General features: G+C 55.9%; 18 protein-coding genes. 10 read left to right on the forward strand and 8 right to left on the reverse strand.

Features of this window, described 5'->3' with window-relative positions; all coding sequences use genetic code 11:
• Window positions 1-140: 140 nt before the first annotated feature.
• Window positions 141-716 (reverse strand): hypothetical protein, encoded by a 576-nt coding sequence (locus VK738_06735; protein ID HTD22330.1) that lies wholly within the window; start codon window positions 714-716, stop codon window positions 141-143.
• Between VK738_06735 and VK738_06740 the strand changes: the two genes are divergently transcribed.
• The 7 genes from VK738_06740 to VK738_06770 all read left to right on the forward strand — a co-directional run bounded on the left by VK738_06740 (window position 700) and on the right by VK738_06770 (window position 9,309).
• Complete coding sequence (locus tag VK738_06740) at window positions 700-936, forward strand: hypothetical protein (GenBank protein HTD22331.1); 237 nt, start codon at window positions 700-702, stop codon at window positions 934-936. The two genes, VK738_06735 and VK738_06740, sit on opposite strands and share 17 nt — an antisense overlap.
• Window positions 937-1,248: 312 nt before the next feature.
• A complete protein-coding gene (locus tag VK738_06745; protein HTD22332.1) occupies window positions 1,249-1,917 on the forward strand; it encodes a rhomboid family intramembrane serine protease in 669 nt (222 codons plus the stop codon).
• A 288-nt stretch (window positions 1,918-2,205) separates the two neighbouring features.
• Window positions 2,206-3,156 carry a hypothetical protein gene (locus tag VK738_06750; protein ID HTD22333.1) on the forward strand — a complete coding sequence of 317 codons (951 nt, stop codon included), beginning with the start codon at window positions 2,206-2,208 and terminating at the stop codon, window positions 3,154-3,156.
• Window positions 3,157-3,688: 532 nt separating this feature from the next.
• Window positions 3,689-4,936 (forward strand): ABC transporter permease, encoded by a 1,248-nt coding sequence (locus VK738_06755; GenBank protein ID HTD22334.1) that lies wholly within the window; start codon window positions 3,689-3,691, stop codon window positions 4,934-4,936.
• A 332-nt stretch (window positions 4,937-5,268) separates the two neighbouring features.
• Window positions 5,269-6,513 (forward strand): ABC transporter permease, encoded by a 1,245-nt coding sequence (locus VK738_06760; protein ID HTD22335.1) that lies wholly within the window; start codon window positions 5,269-5,271, stop codon window positions 6,511-6,513.
• A gap of 158 nt (window positions 6,514-6,671) precedes the next feature.
• Window positions 6,672-7,919: an ABC transporter permease gene (locus tag VK738_06765; protein HTD22336.1), complete on the forward strand. Its 1,248-nt coding sequence runs from the start codon at window positions 6,672-6,674 to the stop codon at window positions 7,917-7,919.
• Between the two features lie 148 nt (window positions 7,920-8,067).
• Entirely contained in the window at window positions 8,068-9,309 is a 1,242-nt protein-coding gene (locus VK738_06770; protein HTD22337.1) for an ABC transporter permease, read from the forward strand.
• Between the two features lie 125 nt (window positions 9,310-9,434).
• On the opposite strand, the gene VK738_06775 is transcribed toward VK738_06770, so the two are convergent.
• Together VK738_06775 and VK738_06780 are read right to left on the reverse strand one after the other, a co-directional pair.
• On the reverse strand, window positions 9,435-10,448 hold the full coding sequence (locus VK738_06775) for a tagatose 1,6-diphosphate aldolase (protein ID HTD22338.1): 1,014 nt from the start codon (window positions 10,446-10,448) through the stop codon (window positions 9,435-9,437).
• Window positions 10,449-10,592: 144 nt separating this feature from the next.
• Window positions 10,593-11,096, reverse strand: a complete 504-nt coding sequence (locus tag VK738_06780) for a thioredoxin family protein (GenBank protein HTD22339.1) — start codon at window positions 11,094-11,096, stop codon at window positions 10,593-10,595.
• 174 nt (window positions 11,097-11,270) lie between these two features.
• On the opposite strand from VK738_06780, the gene VK738_06785 reads away from it, so the two are divergent.
• Complete coding sequence (locus tag VK738_06785; GenBank protein HTD22340.1) at window positions 11,271-11,615, forward strand: hypothetical protein; 345 nt, start codon at window positions 11,271-11,273, stop codon at window positions 11,613-11,615.
• A 374-nt stretch (window positions 11,616-11,989) separates the two neighbouring features.
• Here VK738_06785 and rph read toward each other — a convergent pair whose 3' ends face one another.
• The 5 genes from rph to VK738_06810 form a co-directional block, all read right to left on the reverse strand.
• Entirely contained in the window at window positions 11,990-12,727 is a 738-nt protein-coding gene (gene rph, locus VK738_06790) for a ribonuclease PH (protein HTD22341.1), read from the reverse strand.
• Between the two features lie 201 nt (window positions 12,728-12,928).
• Window positions 12,929-13,771: a glutamate racemase gene (gene murI / locus VK738_06795; GenBank protein HTD22342.1), complete on the reverse strand. Its 843-nt coding sequence runs from the start codon at window positions 13,769-13,771 to the stop codon at window positions 12,929-12,931.
• 14 nt (window positions 13,772-13,785) lie between these two features.
• Window positions 13,786-14,376, reverse strand: a complete 591-nt coding sequence (locus VK738_06800) for a GerMN domain-containing protein (GenBank protein HTD22343.1) — start codon at window positions 14,374-14,376, stop codon at window positions 13,786-13,788.
• The gene (locus tag VK738_06805) at window positions 14,373-15,863 is read right to left on the reverse strand and encodes an N-acetylmuramoyl-L-alanine amidase (GenBank protein HTD22344.1); all 1,491 of its coding nucleotides are present in this window, start codon (window positions 15,861-15,863) and stop codon (window positions 14,373-14,375) included. Before VK738_06805 ends, VK738_06800 begins: the two co-directional genes overlap by 4 nt.
• The gene (locus VK738_06810; protein ID HTD22345.1) at window positions 15,850-17,148 is read right to left on the reverse strand and encodes a DUF1015 domain-containing protein; all 1,299 of its coding nucleotides are present in this window, start codon (window positions 17,146-17,148) and stop codon (window positions 15,850-15,852) included. Before VK738_06810 ends, VK738_06805 begins: the two co-directional genes overlap by 14 nt.
• Before the next feature lie 424 nt (window positions 17,149-17,572).
• On the opposite strand from VK738_06810, the gene VK738_06815 reads away from it, so the two are divergent.
• Window positions 17,573-18,535: a VWA domain-containing protein gene (locus VK738_06815; protein HTD22346.1), complete on the forward strand. Its 963-nt coding sequence runs from the start codon at window positions 17,573-17,575 to the stop codon at window positions 18,533-18,535.
• Window positions 18,519-19,661 carry a VWA domain-containing protein gene (locus tag VK738_06820; protein HTD22347.1) on the forward strand — a complete coding sequence of 381 codons (1,143 nt, stop codon included), beginning with the start codon at window positions 18,519-18,521 and terminating at the stop codon, window positions 19,659-19,661. The genes VK738_06815 and VK738_06820 overlap by 17 nt, the downstream gene beginning before the upstream one ends.
• Window positions 19,662-19,724 lie beyond the last annotated feature (63 nt).

The raw sequence follows: 19,724 nt of genomic DNA on the forward strand, positions 1-19,724 counted from the left end.
GACATGTAAACACCAAGGGCATGGAGGAAAACAAAGGCCCGTGGCGGGGGGGCCGAACTTTTTCGCCAGGGCCTGTTTTGTCAGTTGTGTGAGGGCCGATTTCGGATCCTCAGTCTTCGGGTCGTCTGCTTTTGGATCGTCTAGTTTGGATTTCGGTTCGAACTTGCGGTTTCCACGGTGACAGTCCTCTGGGTGGGCGCGATCTGCAGGGTCCGCAGAATTGCGTCGAGGCGCAGCATGACCCTGTCAGGATTGACTTCTCGTGCCAGGCCATCCTGGTTGCGGGTCTTCACTCCCATCTCGACTTCGTAGCAGGTGCCGTTGCTGTAGGTCTTATACTGGCGGACCTTCGATGCCTCGACGCCGTCTTCGGTCTCGATGTCGATCCAGTCGAAGCCGACTCCGTTGACGGTGTCTGTCTCGATCTTGCCGCCTTCGAGCACGTGGAACGTCGCTTCGCATTCGGACTCGCTGGCGATCTCCGGATCGAGGCTGAGGGTGAAGTATCCGCTTTCGAAGTCGGTCCCGTCATAGAAGCCCTTGGGAATGTCGATGCGGGCGAGCGTGATCTGGGAGTCGTGACCGTCGGACTTCGGACGCAGCGAGGCGTTGGCGCTGGATTTGGCGATGGTCTTGGCGTTCACAAACGCATACTGCCATGGGTAGACAAACGAGACTCCGTAGTCGCGGCTCTTGTAGGTGACAGGCTTCGGCACAAGCGGCTTCTCGGCGGATGGCGTCCTGGCGTTGGTCGTGGCCAGCGCGGCCGATGGGGCCCAGGCGACGGCAGCGGCCACGACGGCGAGCGCGGCCAAGAGAGTAATAAGGTTGACTGTACTGATAGATGGCGTGGTGGATGCATCGGACGGTTTCATAACGGCCTCCTTGGGGCTGCTCGTGGAGGTGCAAAGCACCAGCCAATCGAGGCCGCGTTGATTCTTCGCGACTTAGAGTTTTCTCGAGCCGGCGGCGAGCGTGGACGCCCTGACACAGTGTCTAAAAAACAGCTACAAGCTCCAAGCTGCAAGCTACAAGGGAAAGCAAATAGTCGCCAGCCGCCAGTTGCCAGAAAGCAGTTTCAAGTTTCAGGTTTCGAGTTTCGAGGAACTGCAGGGGCTGAATGCTGATTGCTGAGTGCTGAATGCTGAATGCTTTCCAAATCCGCGCAAATCCGTGAAATCCGCGGTTAGCTTTTGCTCTTGCCTATTATTTATACTTCCCTCGCCCAGCGAACGGAGGAAAAATTACATGGGAGGCTTGATCCCGCTTGGCGATGCTTCGCGGCGGCCGGTACGCATGCCTGTCGTCACCGTGCTGATCATCCTGGTGAACGTGTTTGTTTTTGTGCGCGAGCTGTTGCGTGGCGACGCATTCGTGATGCAGTGGTCTGCGATCCCCGCGCAAATTGTCTCCGGCCATCACTGGATCACGATTCTGACGGCCATGTTCATGCACGGCAGTTGGTCGCACATCATCGGCAACATGGTCTTTCTGTGGGCTTTCGGCCCTGAGATCGAAGATGCCATGGGCCGATGGCGCTATCCGGTTTTCTACCTGCTGGGCGGCGTGGTCGCCATGCTTGCCCAGGTTGCCGCCGACCCCCATTCCACGGTCCCTAACCTGGGCGCCAGCGGCGCGATTGCCGCGGTGATGGGCGCGTTTCTGGTCACGTATCCGCGCGATCAGATTCGCTCGGTTTTGTTCATCTTCATTTTTGCGCGGATCACCTTTATCCCAGCCGTTCTCTTAATCGGTTTCTGGTTCCTCACCCAGCTCTTCAGCGCCGGCTCGGTGGCCCATGTACAGACCGGCGGAGTGGCTTACCTGGCGCACGTAGGCGGTTTTATCTTCGGCGCCGCTACTGCGCGCTGGTTTGAAGACCGGCGGCGGATCGCTTTGCAGCCGACCGTCGACTGAGGGCAGTTGCCAGCTAGCAGTTGCCAGTTGCCAGTCAAAAAGCAAAGGCTTTTCGCCGCGGATTGACGCGGATCAGCGCGGATTTCAATGACGCCGGGTGCCCACTCGCGCGCCAGCGTGTGTGGGATATGTTTCTCTGCTGCGCCTCCAACGGGCCAGATCGAATGATTCAACCATGACGAAAAAGGTTCAAATGATACCACTCTGATATCAAAATGTTGATTTTCACCAATTGTGCGTCATCATGGTCCTCAGGTGTCCCTGGAAGGGATACCGGAAAGGATATCTATGAAAATCGCAGAGCTTTTTGGAGTAAAAACCAACCCCGGCCAGCAACCCCGTTGCTGCCACAAACGTAATGACGGAACCGAGTGTAAGGCCAATCCTCGCAAGGGCAGTCAATATTGCTTCTTCCACGATCCCGCAGTCGAAGAGAAAAGGGCGGCAGCGCGCCGCGCCGGCGGAGTCATCCGCGGTCGCAACGCCCAGGCGAATGCCCAGGCCATTCCCGTGCTGGCGGCCTACCTTCTCGCCAAACCCATGGGCGAATCCTCCGGCGTGCGCGAGTTTTTAAACGAAGCCGCCAGCCAGTTCTGCCAGGGCAAGATTGACTCCCGCGACGCCAACCTCCTCCGCCATTTCGCCCTCGCTGTGCTCCGCACCCTTGAGTCCGACGCGCGCACCGAACGCCAGGCCAACCGCGAAGCCGCTCGCCCTGCCAAAAAACAACGTATTGAAAGCGTAAACTTTGTCGTCAGGGATATTGTCACCGGGGAAGTGTTCGATCCTCACAAGAACACCACCGAAGCCTCTACCCCGAAACCCTTCTCCCCGCTAGGCCAGTCAGACCCAAAGCCAGACGCAAAGCAAGACCAACCGGATCAAGGCTGGCAGCGGAGCATCAACCCCGCATCCGATGCTAGCGCCCAAGCTCCGGAACAGATGAAAGTTCAGCCACTGGCAAAAGCCTCGCAAAAGAATAAACAAAACGAACCCCCATCGAACGGCCACGATGTCATGAACCCGGCCTCGCCTTCCGCGCAGCCCATCTCATCTCCGCCGCAAGAAAATCAACCCGTATACCCTCCGGGCCTGGGGCCTCGTTATCTCGCCGTGGCCACGTCCTGCATGCCCTGGTGGAGAAAACAGGGAATCAATCAAGGCTTCGTGACCGGCACGGTTCCCCGGACTGCCACCAGGCCAGCCCCGGCCACGCGCTTCAGGGGCACAAGGCGGTAGCAGGCACTAAGAGTTTGGAAAGGCATCCCAGGATGCGGGGCTTACTCGGAATAGGGTGAGCGCGGAGCGAGCGCCGATGCAGCGCGAGCGGAGCGCGAGGGCGAAGCAGCCTTGTTTTGGCTGCGAAGCCCTTAGAATAATGCCCTTAGAGGTCTTTGAAAATTCATGAAGGCAGCGCTCACACGACCGCGCAGATAGCTGCGGGTTTGCTTCGATCCGTGTTGATCCGTCCTCATCCGTGGCGAAAAGGGTTTGCTTTTCCTTGGAGCTTGGAGCTGCGAACTTGGAACTGCCCCTCAGCTAGTCCCCACCCTGACATCAGTTTCCCCCAGCAAATACGCGATGATCAGCGCTGTTTTAGAGCTCTGGGCACTAGCTAGCAAGTCCCCACCCCGCGGCTCCGGGTTCTATAAAAACTGCATGGCGCATCACACTTCAAACTGAAGCGCACCCAAATCTAAACCAACCTTCTTGGCTGAAGTGCGTCCAATAATAGGGAACTTTGCCGTCTTTTTTCCGTATTCTTCTCTATATGCGGTTACTGCTTGATATCTTCCTGCAGACCATACGCACCCTCTGGGCGCATAAGCTACGCTCGTTTCTGACTATGTTTGGCATTGCCTGGGGTGTGGGCTCGCTGCTGTTGCTGGTCGGGGTGGGCGAAGGGTTTCGTTCCGGCCAGAGGCGTGAGCTGAACAATATTGGCGAGAACATCATGTTCATCTTTCCCGGCCGAGTTCCAGCCGTCCAGGGAAGCCAGATATCCGCCCGGCCTTACCAGTTGACCTACGATGACTATCTTGCCGTGCGTGACGGGGCCAAGGCAGTGCGCTACGTTTCGCCCATCCTCTCGCGCGGGGACATCAGCGCGGTCAGCGACTACACCAGCACCAACGGCGAAGTCTTTGGCATCGTGCCTGAGTACAACAAGATCCGCACCATTAACATGGGGCCCGGTCGCTGGATCAATGATGAGGATAACGCCCAGCACCGCCGCGTGACCGTGATTGGCTCCGAGATGGGCAGGAACCTTTTTCCCGGACGCCCCGCGGTGGGCAACACCATCACGCTCAACAATGTGAGTTTTGAAGTTATCGGAGTGCTGGTAAAGATCGGCAAGGAAGGGAACAGCGGCACCAACCTGCGCTTCTTTGTGCCGGTGAATACCATGCGCGACCTGTTCCGGGTCAAGGGCGACAACAAATACGACGCCATTTCATTCATCAACTACCAGCCGCTCACCACAGATGGGCACGAGCTGGCCAAGCAGCAGGTGCATCAGATCATCGCCCAGCGCCACGCCTTCGACTGGCACGATAAAGACGCCTTCGAGGAGTGGGACACCATTGAAAACATGAAGACCGTAGGAAAGATCTTCGATGTGATGGATTTGTTCCTGGGCGGCGTGGGCATGGTAACGCTGGGACTGGGCGCTATCGGCATTATCAACATCATGCTGGTTTCGGTGACCGAGCGCACCAAAGAAATTGGACTGCGCAAGGCCCTGGGTGCGACCAACAAGAACGTGCTCACGCAGTTTTTCCTGGAGGGCGCGTTTCTCACGCTGCTGAGTGGAGGCGCGGGATTGGCGGTTGCCGCCGGGATGATGGCGCTGCTTTCCAATCTTCCCCAGCCTGAGGGTTTTGATACGCCGCAACTGGTGCCCACGTCGGCGGCGCTGGCCATTGCTTCCCTCGCGCTTGCCGGTATTGTTGCCGGGCTGTATCCGGCGCGGAAGGCCGCTATGATGACGCCGGTCGAGGCGTTGAGGAGCGAGTAGGGAAGCGAAGTAGGAAGTGCGAAGGAAGAGAGTTAGAAGATTCTTCAGGGAATGCCTTGAGGCAGCATGGCTACTGAAATATTTTCGGGGTCCTTCGACTCCGCGCCCATCCGCATGGTTTGGGAAAGGCTCTGGCGGCGCTACGCTCAGGATGACACTTCCTGAAAAGTAAAAGCTATTGGGGATGCGATCAGGGCGAAAGCTGAAAGTAAAAGCTAAAAGCTAAGAGCCAAAAGCTAAGAGCCAAAAGCTAAGAGCTAAAACGACCAAACACAGCTAGAAGCTAGGAGCTAGGAGCTTGAAACTAGCAGCTAGCAGCCAGGAGCTAAAACATGACCACCGATTTGCTCGAGCAGGCATACAGTTCGTTGAAGCATAACCGCCGGCGTTCGGCGCTGACCATGCTGGGCATGGCGTGGGGCATTGCTACCGTGGTGCTGCTGCTCTCCTATGGCGCGGGCTTCGAGCGTGCCATCATGTATTTCTTCTCCAGCTTCGGCTCCAACATGATCGGCGTTTTTCCCGGACGAACCTCGCTCCAGGCTGGTGGAACCAAAGCCGGAGCGCAGATCCGTTTCAAGATGGAAGACGTGGATGCTCTCACCGCCGAGGTTCCTCTCATCAAACGCATCTCGCCTTTTGTGGACATAAACAACGCCACGGCGCAATATGACACGCGCAGCGCCATCATCTCCACCAGTGGCGTCTATCCCAGCTATCAGGACATCCGCAATATGACCGTCTCTGAGGGCAGGCTGCTCAACGAACAGGATGAACAACAGCATTCGCTCTCTGCCGTCATGGGTTCGGAGCTGAAAGACAAGCTGTTTTCCGGCAAGCCGGCCATTGGGGAAAGCGTGCGCGTGAATGGCCTCTCCTTTCAAATCGTCGGTGTCTTGCAGCGCAAGGTCACCGACGGCGATGATAACGACAATAACCGCGTCTTTATCCCTTTCAGCACGATGGGCCAGATCAAAGACACGCAATACGTGAACGGAATCTTCATGGAATACGAGGGCCCCAACAACGAGAAGGTGGAAAACGCGGTCCGTCAGAGCATGGCGGCCCACCATAACTTTGATGCTAAGGACAAGCGCGCCATCTTCGTCTGGAACCTCATGCAAGACGTCCAGGAGTTCCGCATCGTGACCACCGGCATCAAGATCCTGCTGGCCTTTATCGGCACGCTCACCCTGGGCATCGGCGGCATTGGTCTGATGAACATCATGCTGGTCTCGGTCACGCAGCGCACGCGCGAGATAGGCGTCGAAAAAGCGCTGGGTGCGCGCAAACGCCACATCCTCTTTCAATTCCTGGCGGAAGCCATGGCCATCACCGCCGCAGGAGGCATTGCCGGCGTGATTCTGGCCTACATTGTTTCCTGGTGTGTCGGGTCGCTGACTCTGTTTGGCGCTTTCGTGAAAGATGCCGGTGAAGGGGACATCCATTTAAAAATTGATCCCTCAATCCTGCTGACGGCCACATTGATTCTGGCCTTCGTGGGATTGGTGAGCGGCATGCTCCCCGCCATCAAAGCGGCGCGCATGGATCCTATTGAGGCTTTACGCTACGAGTAGAGTAAAGGCTTACCGCGGATTACACGGATTTGCGCGGATTTCAAAACTTCATTGTTAGAGCACGTCTACACGTCTAATAGAATGACGCTTAGGGATGAGCATCAGGTAGTCTTTGTAAGACTGAGGACTGAGGACTAACGACTGAGGACTGCTGTTTCATGCAGATGCTGCTCGACATCTTTCTGCAGACGATGCGCACACTTTGGGCGCATAAGCTGCGCTCGTTCCTGACCATGTTCGGTATTGCCTGGGGAGTGGGATCACTTCTGCTGCTGGTGGGCGTGGGCGAGGGCTTCCGCTCCGGCCAGCAGAAAAACCTGGCGACCGTCGGCCAGGACATCATCTTCGTTTGGTCCGGCCGCATTCCCGCCGTATCCGGACAGCATCAGGGCATGCGTCCTTACTTTCTTACTTACAAAGACTACCTCGATGTCAAGAATGAAGCGCAACTGGTGCGCTACGTTGTTCCTATCATCAACCGGGGCGACCTGCGGGCGATAAGCGATTTTGCCAGCTCCAGCGGGGCGGTGAGCGGCAGCCTTCCCGATTTCAGCAACATTCGTTTCACCCCGATGGGCGAGGGCCGCTGGTTGAATGACGACGATGTAGCCGAGCACCGCGCTGTCTGTGTGCTCGGGTTTCAGATGATGCGCAACCTCTTTCCCGGAAGGCCGGCTATCGGCAGCACCATTCTGCTGAACGGAATCCGCTTTGAAGTGATCGGAGTGCTTTCCAACATCGGACGGCAAGAGAACAACCAGAACAACATGCGCGTCTATATTCCCTTCAGCACCATGCGAATGTACTTTCCCATGAAGAGCGAGCAGACGCCTGACGATATTTCGGCGCTCAACTTTCGTCCGGTCAGCCGCGAGCAGCATGCCGCGGCCATCGAAGAGGTGCACAGGATCATCGGCCGCAACCACGGCTTTGATTATCACAACAAAGATGCGTTCGAAGGCTGGGACACCATACAGAGCGAAGAGCAGGTCGGCAAGATCTTTACCGCCATGGACGTGTTCCTGGGCGGCGTCGGCATGGTCACGCTCATGCTGGGCGCCATTGGCATCATCAACATCATGCTGGTCTCGGTGACCGAACGGACGCATGAAATCGGTCTCAGGAAGGCGCTGGGCGCGACCAATCGCAATATCATGTCGCAGTTTTTCCTCGAAGGCGCATTTCTTACCACACTCAGTGGAGGCATGGGGATCGGGGCCGCGGCTGCTCTGATGGCGGGGCTGGGAATGTTTGAGCCTCCTAACGGCTTTGATCCGCCACACCTGGTGCCCATGTCGGCGGCGCTGGCGGTGATTTCGCTTTCTGCTGCGGGGATCGTGGCGGGGTTGTATCCTGCGCGCAAAGCCGCGCTGCTTACTCCGGTGGAGGCGTTGAGAAGGGAATAGGAAGTATGAAGTACGAAGGAAGAAGGATGAAGCTAAATTCTTATCGCGAGGGAAGGTAAGAGCTAAGAGCCAAAAGCTAAGAGCCACAAGCTAAGAGCTATCAAGAACCAAACACAGCTAGAAGCTAGCAGCTAGGAGCCGCCTTTAGATGGTCCACGATCTTCTCGGGCAAGCCTATTCCGCCATGCGTTACAATCGCCGGCGCACCGCGCTCACCATGCTGGGCATGGCCTGGGGCATCGCGACCGTGGTCTTGCTGCTGGCTTATGGCGCCGGATTCGGGCGCGCTATCCACAACATATTTTCTAATTTTGGTTTGCAGATGATGGGCATCTGGCCGGGGCGCACTTCTCTGCAGGCGGGTGGCGCCAAGGCCGGCACGGCAATACGCTTCACTCTGGATGACGTGCAGCACATTCAGGACCTGGTGCCGCTGGTGCGCCATATCAGCCCGGAGGGTTGGATGCAAACCGACGTCGAGCGTGACAATCGCTCCTTCCAACTCCCCGCCAATGGCTTGACCCCAGACATACAGTACATCCGCGCAATTCAAGTGGAAAGTGGACGGTTTTACGGTCCCGAGGACGAAATGCAGCACGCCCGCGTGGCCGTGCTGAGCTCCGATGCAAAAACCAAGCTGTTTTCAGGCGAGTTCGCGGTAGGTGAAAACATTCGCATACACGGCATCACCTTTCAGGTCATCGGCGTGCTTGCAGCGCACATGCAGGAAGGGGACGACAATATCAACGACATAATCTACATTCCCTTCAACACTATGAGTGACCTGAAAGACATGCACTACCTCGATGGCATATGGATCGGCTACGAAGGCACCGAATACGAGAAGATTGAAGGCAATATCCGCAGCGTGCTGGCCAGTTATCACAACTTCAATCCCAAGGACCCGCGGGCGGTCTTTGTCTGGAACACCATGAAGTCGGTCAACAACTGGCAGATCATCACTGTGGCGCTCGAGGTCTTTCTGGCCTTTATCGGCACGCTGACGCTGGGCATCGGCGGCATCGGGCTCATGAATATCATGCTGGTCTCGGTGACTCAGCGCACGCGCGAGATCGGCGTGGAAAAAGCCCTGGGGGCGCGCCGGCGCGATATCCTGTTTCAGTTTCTGGCGGAGGCGCTGGCCATCACCATTGTCGGCGGGCTGCTGGGCATCATCGTGGCCTACACCATTTCTTTTGCTGTAGGGGCAATTCCTTTGTACAGCGTGATTGCCAAGAATGCCGAGGCGGCGGATATCCACCTGGTCATCTCGCCGGTCAATCTGCTGGTTTCAACCTTTATTCTGATGCTCGTGGGGATTGTGAGCGGCATGCTGCCGGCCATCAAAGCGGCGCGTATGGATCCCATTGAGGCATTGCGCTATGAGTAAAGAAAAAGCTAACCACAAAGGACACTAAGGTATTCACGAAGGACACGAAGGTAAATAGGGGGCACTGCTACAGATAAAAAAGGGCGCACTTGGCGCCCTTCTTAATTCCGACCTGAGAACTGTATTTACGCTCCAACTAACTCGGCTTCTGAGCGTACGCCATACATCTCGTACCACGGGGTTGCGGCCTTCAGGCGCTCGTTAACATTTTGAATATTCTTTACGCCCTCTGTGTTCATCCAATCTTCAAAGGCCTTGCGCCCTTGCTTGGCGTAAACCGGGATGCCATCTTTCCAGGTGGCGCGTCCGCACAGTACTCCGGCGAACTTCACGCCCGACTCGGCTACCAACTCCAAAGACTCGGTGAACTCGGCGTTGCTGACGCCGGCAGAGAGATAAATGAAGGGCTTGTTGGTGGCCTCGGCCGTGCGGCGGAAAAGATCCTTGGCCTCCTGCTTGGTGTAAGCTTTCTGGCCGCCGAAGGCCTTGGTGCCTTCGACAAACTTCATGTTGACGGGGATTTCGACCTTCAGCACGTCTACCCCATATCTGTCTTTGGTGAACTCGGCCATGCTTTTGGTCACGATCTCCGGCTTTTTCTTGGCATATTCCAGGCCTTTTTCATCCACGCCTTCTTCGTATCCCACCAGTTCGAGGAAGTATGGAATGTCGTTGGCGCGGCACTCGTCGCCAATGCGCTCCGCCCAGGCGTGTTTAACGTTGTTGATCTTGTCGCCATCGGTGGGAGTGTAGTAAAGCAGGATCTTGACGGCATCGGCGCCGGCTTCTTTCAGCCGCTTAGCCGACCAGTCGCCCAGTAAATCGGGCAAACGGCCGGGCTCGGTCTTGTCGTAGCCTGTCTTTTCATAGGCGAGCAGCAGGCCGGAGTTCTTGTTGCGGGCCTTGGCAGCCGGCAGCCCCCACTCGGGATCCAGTAAGATGGCGCTGGCATACTGCGTGAGCACCTGGCTCACGACAATCTTGAATTCTTCCATGTTGGCATCGGTAATCTCCCCGCCCTTTTCCTTGGCCAGGGACTTCTGCAGTGAGCCGCGCTGGTCCATGGCGGCGGCGGCGATGACGCCGCGCTTATCGGCGAGATTCTTTAATCCGGCGAGTTTCCCCGGGGTGAGCTTCATGACATCCTCCTGTATGTGACAACAAAAAGAATAACTAATTAAAAGAGTAATTGTAACGCACGCGCACCGGTTCCCGTGCGACCGTCGTCACCAGGCCGTATTCTTAATTTCGGTTTGACAAATTTCGCGCTCCAGCCGAGAGCCTTACTTCTGCGGCGGAGCGGGCGGCTTCCAGGTATTCAGGAATTGGATGATGTCTTCTTCCGACATGCCCCGGGCGCTTTCAAATTCTGCGGTTGCATCAAGCACCTTACCTTCCGGCGTCAGGACGGCCAAAGATGGAATGCCTTTTTCCAGGTCAACGTGGTATTTCTTCACCAGATCCAGGTTCTTGTCGAAGCGGCCAACATCCACGTGTACCACCTTGAAGTTGGCGTTCAACAGCGGCTCTACCCGCGGCTGATGAAAACCGTAGTCGAGCGCGTAGCAGTCTCCACACCAACTGGCGCCAAAGACAAGGATCACGCGCTTATGTTCTTTGCCCGCTTCACTCATGGTGTGCGCAATTTCCTGCTGCGCATCGGCGTCTGAGCGGTACAGATTGGGGTCAGGTCGAAAAGGTATCTTGAGAGGCGTGTTTGCTGTCTGTGCCTGGCAGAAGGTTGCAAGCAGGATCAGCGGAAGAAATAGAGACTTGCGCATTCGCATGTTTAGACCTCATGCGCATAGTAAACCAAAAGCAGGTCTCGTGGAGATTCAGTAGCGTCCTGCATTTATCGCGAGATGCCTTTGCGCGCCAGCAACGCACGGTGATTGCTGGTGTCAGCTTACGTACAGAGAGGGCTGCCACGATATAATCGTGCACTACACGGAGGTGTTGTGTTGGGCCGGCTTCGACAGGTGCTGCTGCGCGACTTTATTGGAGGGTTTGTCATTGCTTGGATGCTGGCCAATGGGCTTGGAAGTCTTATTGGAATCTTTTCCACTCCGCTTGAATTGCTTGCCGCAAGCCTTTTCAATCACGCTGTCAGAGATACCCTCGGGGCCGTGCCGGAGGGTATGAGAGCAGGCCTTGTCATTTCGGGAGTAGTTCGAGCCAGCCTATTCTTTTTGGTGGCCTACATCCTGGCGAGTTGGTTGTATGGTCAACCTAAGCCGCAGAAAGATGATACAAAAGGAAAGATAATTGACGGCGCCGGCGAGGGTAACGGAAGCACCTCACAATAGCTTCACTGACGCAAGAGCAAGCTCCCCAGTACGGCCTGCTGTTTGGTGATCAGCGACTCGATTCCACGAATTTGTAACCGACAAATGATGACGAAGAGCCGGGCTGTTGATATCAGCTTGGTTTGTGGAAGACGGTATAAAGTAAGAAAAGGTTAAGGATGATCCCAAGTAAGCCAAAAACTCGAAAAAACCAGATTGGTTTTGATCCGAACCCGAAACGCTTGTATCGCTCGCTCTGATTAGCCTTTCTTACTTCTGTCGGGTTGAGAAATATATACAACGACATCGCAAATGAGCAGAGAAAAAGGATAAGCATTGCTGCCCTATCGTCGTTATTCATCAAATTGAAAGCCAGACCATTGACCATTCCAGCCTCATTGTCTTAGGAGCAGGCTCCCCAGCACGGCCTGCTGTTTGGCGATCAGGGACTCGATTCCTTTGCGCGCAAGGTCCATCATCTTTTTGAGCTGTGCGTCATCGAAGGGATGTTGTTCGGCTGTGCCCTGGATCTCCACAATCTTTTTGCCGCCGGTCATTACCAGGTTCATATCCACTTCGGCGCGGGAGTCTTCTTCATAGGCAAGATCGAGCAGCACTTCACCATCCACAACGCCCACGCTGGTTGCGGCCACGTAGTCGCGGATGGGAGCGGAGGTAAGCGTGCCCGCCTCTACCAGCTTTTGCATGGCCAAGCCCAGCGCCACGAATGCGCCGGTGATGCTGGCAGTACGTGTACCGCCATCGGCCTGAATGACGTCGCAGTCAATGAAGATGCTGCGTTCGCCCAGGCGGGCGAGATCGGTTACGGCGCGCAGCGATCGGCCGATGAGGCGCTGGATCTCGTGCGTCCTGCCGCCGATGCGTCCCTTGGCCGATTCGCGCGGGGTACGCGTGAGCGTGGAGCGCGGAATCATGGCGTACTCGCTGGTGATCCAGCCCTTGCCGCTGTTGCGCAAAAATGAGGGTACGCTTTCTTCCACGGAGGCGGTACAGATGACGCGCGTGTTGCCCACCTCAATCAACGCCGAGCCTTCGGCTGTGGTGATGTAGTCCGTAATTATCTTCACCGGACGCATCTGCTCCGGTGTGCGATTGTCAGATCGATAGATCATTGGAAGGCGGCTCCAAGCTCTCAGCTCCAAGCTGCAAGCGGAGGCAATCTGAGATCATCTCACAGAAAGATAAAAATCTTAAACGCGGCGAAAATGCGTGGGCAAGATGCCCACACGACAGCCGGCGGGACGCCGGCGCTACTTCAAACTGAACCACTACAGGAAAGCTCTTGCTTGAAGCTCGGAACTGAGAGCTTGGAGTTAGCTCTTGAGCTGCACGAGTTTCACTTCTTCGATGCGCTGGCCCAGGAAGCGTTCGCCTATGCGCTGGAATTTTTCTACCGAGTCAGTAGCGAAGAAAGAGAGTTTGGGCAAAGAATTTTTTGATTGAGCAGGATCGTGGGCTTTGGTTTTTTTGAAGTGCCGTACTACGGCATCTGCCGTGGATTCGGCTGAGTCTACGATGGCAACCCGCGGCGGAGTGAGGCTACGAAGCAGAGCACTCAGCAAAGGATAGTGTGTGCAGCCCAGCAAAAGAACATCCGTCTCCGAATCGTCGGCGAACAATTCATTCAGATAAATCTCGGCAACTTGCCGGGTAACGCTGTGCTCGGTCCATCCTTCTTCTACGAGTGGGACAAAAAGTGGGCAGGCCTTCTCCCGCGCCTCGATGCCACGTTTTTTCAGGGCCCGCTGATAGGCATGACTGGAAACCGTAGCCTCGGTCGCAATGACCGCCACTTTACGGCTTTGGCTGACCTCAGATGCACGGGAAGCGCCAGGCTCAACCACTCCGATGACGGGGATGCGGAGCGCATCTTTGATCGGTCCCAGTGCCAGGGCCGTAGCGGTGTTGCAGGCAACGACCAGCAAATCAGCTCCCCGGCTTTGCAGGAAGCGCGCGCTGGATTTAGCGTACTTGGCCACGGTTTCTGCGGACTTTGATCCGTAGGGCAAGCGCGCTGTGTCGCCGAAATACTGGTAGTGGGCGTGGGGAAAAAGCCGGATCAGTTCTTTGAGAACAGTAAGTCCACCCATGCCAGAATCGAAAACTCCGATGTTGGGCGGATGTTTAGCAGCACGAGATCTAGTGATTTTAGCCATGAGGAATTCAGGTTTTATTGCAATGCTTGTACCAACTGGTTCACGACGCTTGCGTCATAGACTGTGATCAGGTCGGCGTGGCCGGCCAGGGTCTCGCGCTCTTGTCCATCTACCAGGATTTTTACTTGCTTGATCTCGGGGATATTGGCGGAAAGCGTGGCGATCATCGAATCCACGGTCAAAGTTTCTTCCCACACTCCAGAGCGGTGAGTGTCGGCAAAGGTGCTGTTCAAATCAACGACCGCCAGGTTCTGGTTCACCATGTAAACATCGTTGACGTCTGATCCCGCGCCAATCGGATGCGGCGAGGTTTCCTGCAGGTACTCGGTCAGCAAGGTTCGCAAAATCGTCCGTGCTCTTGCCGGAGTCTCACTCGGCAGCGCCACCATCGTAGTGCGCTTGCGCAGCACGCCCAGGTCATCATAGGCAACATAAAGTGTTACTGGTTCGGCGGCGGCGCTTACCGGTGGGGCCAACAGCGTAGAGTCGGTGCTGTGCCAGGTGCTGGTCTCGGCTCTGTGCTTCAAGCTCAGCATGTAGAAGCCAACGCTGAAGATTCCGGCCAGCAGCAAGGCGAACGAGATTTGCACATGGCGTGGAATCATCGCGGCTGCTCCAGGCTGCTTCGCACAGAGACGATAGCGGCGGCCAGCGAGTTGGCAACCATCTGCTGATAGTTGCTGTTGGTCAGGCTTTCTGCGTCACCATTTTGCGGTGCAACTTCAATTGCGATGGCGGCCCCGGCAATATTGTTCAGCGGTCGCACTGGGGCAGGCATCATCGCGACCGGAAGTTTGGACTGGTTCTTGGTGATTTGATCTATCACCGAGTAAGCCAGAATTCTACTGTTGTGCACGTACCCTGACTGCGCCGTTTCCCAGGGAAGGAAAGTGCCGGGCGCAGGAGCAGTTTCAGGCAGCATGGAAGTGTAAACCCGCACTCCGTGCCCCAGGGTACCGGCGTGGATAGCGACATAAACCGCGGCGCGCGACGTGTTGGTCACCGCCGCCCGCTGGTCGAGCGAGATGGTGGAATCAGAGTCGCGGATCATGAACGTTACCAGGCCACGGTCATTCAGTTCGGCGCGCAGCCGGCGGGCAATGGCCAGGGTTATATCTTTTTCCGCCAACTTGTCGCTGAGTGCGGCGCCGCGTTCGGAGCCGCCGTGGCTGGGATCAATCACAATTAAATAACGCGTATGCGGCACACTAGGCTCGCCCAAAATCGCTGATCCGGAGCTGGCCGCAACAGGTGAGTTAGGATTGCTCTCTGTCGCAGCCGTGCTATTGGCAGCAGGAGTCCCGCTGGCTGTCTGCGTTTCCGCCGGCGAGGTGGCCGTCGCCAGTTTAGGGGCCGCTGAAAGGACAATCGTTTTGCCCTTATCGCTGAAACTTGCCAGCAGGGGCTCAGAAGCCTCGATCACCATCTCGCCTCCGTTTTCATTTTCGGAGTAGTGCACAGAGGTAATGAGCGGGTCGTCATACTTCAGGTTTTGTGCCGTCATCGCCAGCGGGTCATGGCTGAAGGAGAGCCGCAGTTTGCCTCCTTCTGAGGTGATGCGCGGGTTCACGGATGCTGTGAAAGAAAGCGCCAGGGTGCTGGGTGTTCCTTTCTTCAGCTCTGCGGAAAATCGCGTGCCTCCGCCGTTGACAAAGAGCCGCCGGGAGATTTCGTGATATTCGGCGTGTCCACCTGTAAAGTGCGGTAATAGTTCCACCAGCGAGGCGAAGGGCACGAGCCCGTGGTCATTTTCGAGAAGAAATTTGCTTGCGAGCTGTACAGAAGTGTTGCCGACCTTGCCGCTGGTTTGTCCGGACTTAAAATGCGCCTCTAGGCGGTCGTAGCGGAGCTTGAAATTGTCTCCCTCGATCGTGGCAGAGGTGTGTCCCAGTTGATCGAGGATGTTCTGAAGATCAACATATTCCTTGCCCTCGCGTTCCTGAAGAAGAACAGAGAAGCTGCTCTGGGGCGTAATGATGGTGAGTTGTTTATCTTCCGCCGGGCGCGCCACCAGGAAACATAAAGAGACGGCAACCGCAATTCCGGTGATTCGGAATTGCCGCTGCAACAACACCTCTTTATTCCAGCGCATAAATGGTCAGTCCACTTAAGAGTTTAGGATAAAAGTCCGTGGATTTCTGCGGCATAACGTCTCCGGCGAAAGCCACGTCGCGCATCTGCTCAATACGCACCGGGTTCATGAGGAACGCAATATTTGCACTGCCGGAGCGCACCAGTTGCAGGGCCTCTGAGGCATCACGAAGATATCGAATGTGCTCCTGATTGCGGATCGATTCCTCGGACATGCCCAGCGCTCCTTCCAGCAACAATTTGTGCAGTTGGGTTACATCCAGTTGGCGCTGTTGCTCGGGCAGCCCGGCAAGCGCCTGTTGGGCAGCGGGTAAACTTCGCAGCAGTGAGACTGTGTTTTTGGCGGCAGCCAGCAGGGCAACGCCGTTTTTCCCTGCGTCTCTTAGTTTCTGCACCAGTTCGCCGTCTGGAAGCTTTGCGTCAAGCTGCTCGATAGAGAAATATTTTTTTGCTGCCTGGTAAAAGCCCGGTTCGTCAAAAGATGCAAGTCCGGAGACCACGCGGTGTGTCGGCAAAATCAGCAGGCCGGGGCTTGCCATGTTGATCAAGGTCATCATGACGTAATCCCAGGGGGCGGGCTGGGCTGCAGGCGCCGCCGCTCTGCGTTCATTCCGGTAATTGAGGGCGGTTTCGTAGCGGTGATGTCCATCGGCGATGAGAAGTTTCTTGTCGGCCATCACCTGGCGAACGCTCGCGATGATTTCTGGCTCGTTGACTGCCCACAATGAGTGCCGAACTTCATATTCATCGCGCACGCTGATATCGGCCTCGCGGTTTTGCGCCAGCAACCCTTCGACCTCTGATTTAGGGTCGTTGTACAGCATGAAAATCTGGCCAAAGTGTGCGCGGGTAGCACGCAGCAAGTTCAGGCGGTCGCTTTTCGGCTTGGAAAGCGTCTGTTCGTGACGATGAACCACGCCCTCGGAGTACTCGCAAATCTTGCCCAGGGCAATGAAACCCCTGCGCGTATGAACCGGAGCGCTGTAGCCGGGAGCGGTGAATTCCTGGGTATAGAGATAGATAGAAGGCTTGGCATCCTGCAACAGGACTTTTTCAGCCTGCCAGGTTTTCAAATATTCGGCGGCACGGGTATAGACGTTTTGCTGTGGGCCGTCTGCGGCAAACTGTTCCCCCAGGATGATACGTACCAGGTTATGGGGGCTGGCGGCATAATAGCGCCGCTGCATCTCTGGGGTGATTTTGTCGTAAGGTTGAGTCACCAGATTAGAAATCGGGTAACGCACCGCATCGTACCGCAGTGCCTGGAAAGGGAGGATTTCAGCCATGCGAAAGATGATTCTAACATCAACCTGGAATAAGTTCGGGGCGCCGCAGGTTATATCTTGTGTGGTTCGTGAAAGTTAGGAGGGCATGCCTGAAGTGCTTACTAACTGAGGTGCCAAAGAAAACCAATTGTTTGCCCGAAACATCTCAGCGAACTGGCAGATGTCATGTGCCCTTAGAGCTAACCGGGGCGGTGTACTTTAGTGCAGAGCCTGACTTGCAAGCTGTGATAGTATCTGCAGAAAAGAGGCTCTGCTACGTCCATACCTCCCTTGGGCGGACGGAGTTTAGACTGTGCTTTCGACCATAATACTTCCGAGTGCCAGATCGCGCGGGGGGAGGTTCGTACCAGGTTTGCAATCCACAAACCGTGTACGTTTCCAATTCTCAGTTCTCCTGTACGTTATTGTTTTGCTTGCGATCGCAATGATTGCTTCTTCCCCTCTTCTGGCCCAAGGCTCAGACGACCAGGTCCACATCACTCCGCTTCCTAAACCAACTCCTCAGCCGCCGCCTGCGAACAACATTTTAGATCCGACCTTGAAGACGCACACCAAGCCTCTCAAGGTTGATGTGAACCTGGTGCTGGTCAGTGTGACCATTACCGATCCCATGAACCGCATTGTCACCGGGCTGGAAAAGGAAAACTTCCGCATCTTTGAGGGAGACTCCGAGCAGCAAATCAAGCACTTTGCCAGCGAAGATGCGCCTATTTCCCTGGGCGTGATCTTTGACATGAGCGGCAGCATGAGCGACAAAATTGATAAGTCCCGGGAAGCGGTCGTGGAATTTTTTAAGACCGCCAACCCGCAGGATGAATTCTTCATGATTGCCTTCTCCGACCGTCCCGAGCTGGTCTCAGACTTCACGCGGTCGGTGGAAGACATCCAAAGCAAGCTGGTCTACATAGTTCCCAAGGGCCGGACCGCGCTGCTGGATGCCATCTACCTGGGCATGGATAAGATGAAGCAGGCGCAGAACAGCAAGAAAGCGCTTTTGATTATCAGCGATGGTGGCGATAACCGCAGCCGTTACACGGAAGGCGAAATTAAGAGCATGGTGCGGGAAACCGATGTGCAAATCTATGCCATCGGAATCTTCGATTTCCTGGGACGGACCCCAGAAGAGGCAAGCGGTCCCGCCCTGCTGGGTGATATCACGGAAGTGACCGGTGGGCGCACGTATGTGGTTAACAATCCTAATGAGCTGGCAGATACGGCCACAAAAATTGGTATGGAGCTACGCAACCAATATGTGCTCGGATACCGTCCAAACAATGACCGGCATGACGGCAAGTGGCGTAAAATTAAGGTGAAACTGGAGCCGCCCAAAGGGCTTCCGCCGCTGCATGTTTACGCAAAGACCGGATACTATGCGCCTTCGCAATAATCTCGTTCTAGCTATCACAATTCTTTCCCTGATGTGTGTTTCTGGCGCCTGGAATCAGGCAGTGGCCCAGGCTCCTTCGCAACCGCAAGCGGGCGCCGATTCGGAGATCGAGGGCGGCCCCCTCAAACCCGAAGAGCTGGTGGTTCCATCGAATGCGGCCCTGACTTCGCTGTCGCCGCCCATTGTCACCGATTCCACTTCACATTCTCCCAACCATCCCATTGATACCACCCAGGGCAAGGGACACGAGGTGCAGCAGCAGGGCAAAAGCGGCGTCTTTGTCATGCGGGCCGAAGTGGATGAGGTGGTGCTGCACGCTACGGTCGTGGATGATCACCAGCACCTCATCACCACTCTCGATCGCAACGCGTTTTCAGTTTTTGAAGATGGCCAACCGAAGCCCATCACGTCTTTTCGCCATGAGGATGTGCCTGTGGCCGTCGGCATTATTGTGGATAACTCCGGCTCCATGCGCACGAAGCGCGCCGCGGTAACCCAGGCAGCGTTGAATTTCGTCAAAGCCAGCAATCCCGATGACCGGGTATTCATCGTTAATTTTGATACCGACGCCTGGATTGACCAGGATTTCACCGCCAGCATCCCGAAGATGCGCGAGGCGCTGGATCGCATTGATTCGCGCGGCGGTACCGCGCTTTATGACGCGGTAACGGCTTCGGCGGACTACATCATCAAGCAGGAAAAAATTGATAAGAAGCTGGATAAAAAAGTTCTGCTCGTAATCACTGATGGCTGGGACAACGCCAGCCTGCAGTCGCTGGAGCAGGCTGTGCGTCACATCCAGGTTGAAAATGGCCCTACCATCTACACCATCGGCATTCTGGATGAAGATGCGAAAAGAAAGGGCCGCAGGGCACTGCGCGAACTGGCCGAGCAGACCGGCGGAGTAGCTTATTTCCCCAAGGACCTCGCCGAGGTGGACTCCATGACCCAGGAAGTTGCCCGCGACATCCGCAACCAGTACACCATTGGGTTCAAGAAAAACCCTAACGATCCTCCCGGGTATCGCGCAGTCAAGGTAATGGCCCGCGCCGATGGTTACAAAAATCTCACCGTCCGCACCCGCAGCGGATATTTTCAGGGTGAAGAAAAAACTGCAAAGAAATGATGGCCCCCTCCGGCTAGCCCGCAGCGCTTCCGCCTGATAATCTGTATTTACGCCCCATGTATT

The sequence above is a fragment of the Terriglobales bacterium genome, assembly GCA_035487355.1.
Taxonomy (GTDB): Bacteria; Acidobacteriota; Terriglobia; order Terriglobales; family Acidobacteriaceae; genus QIAW01.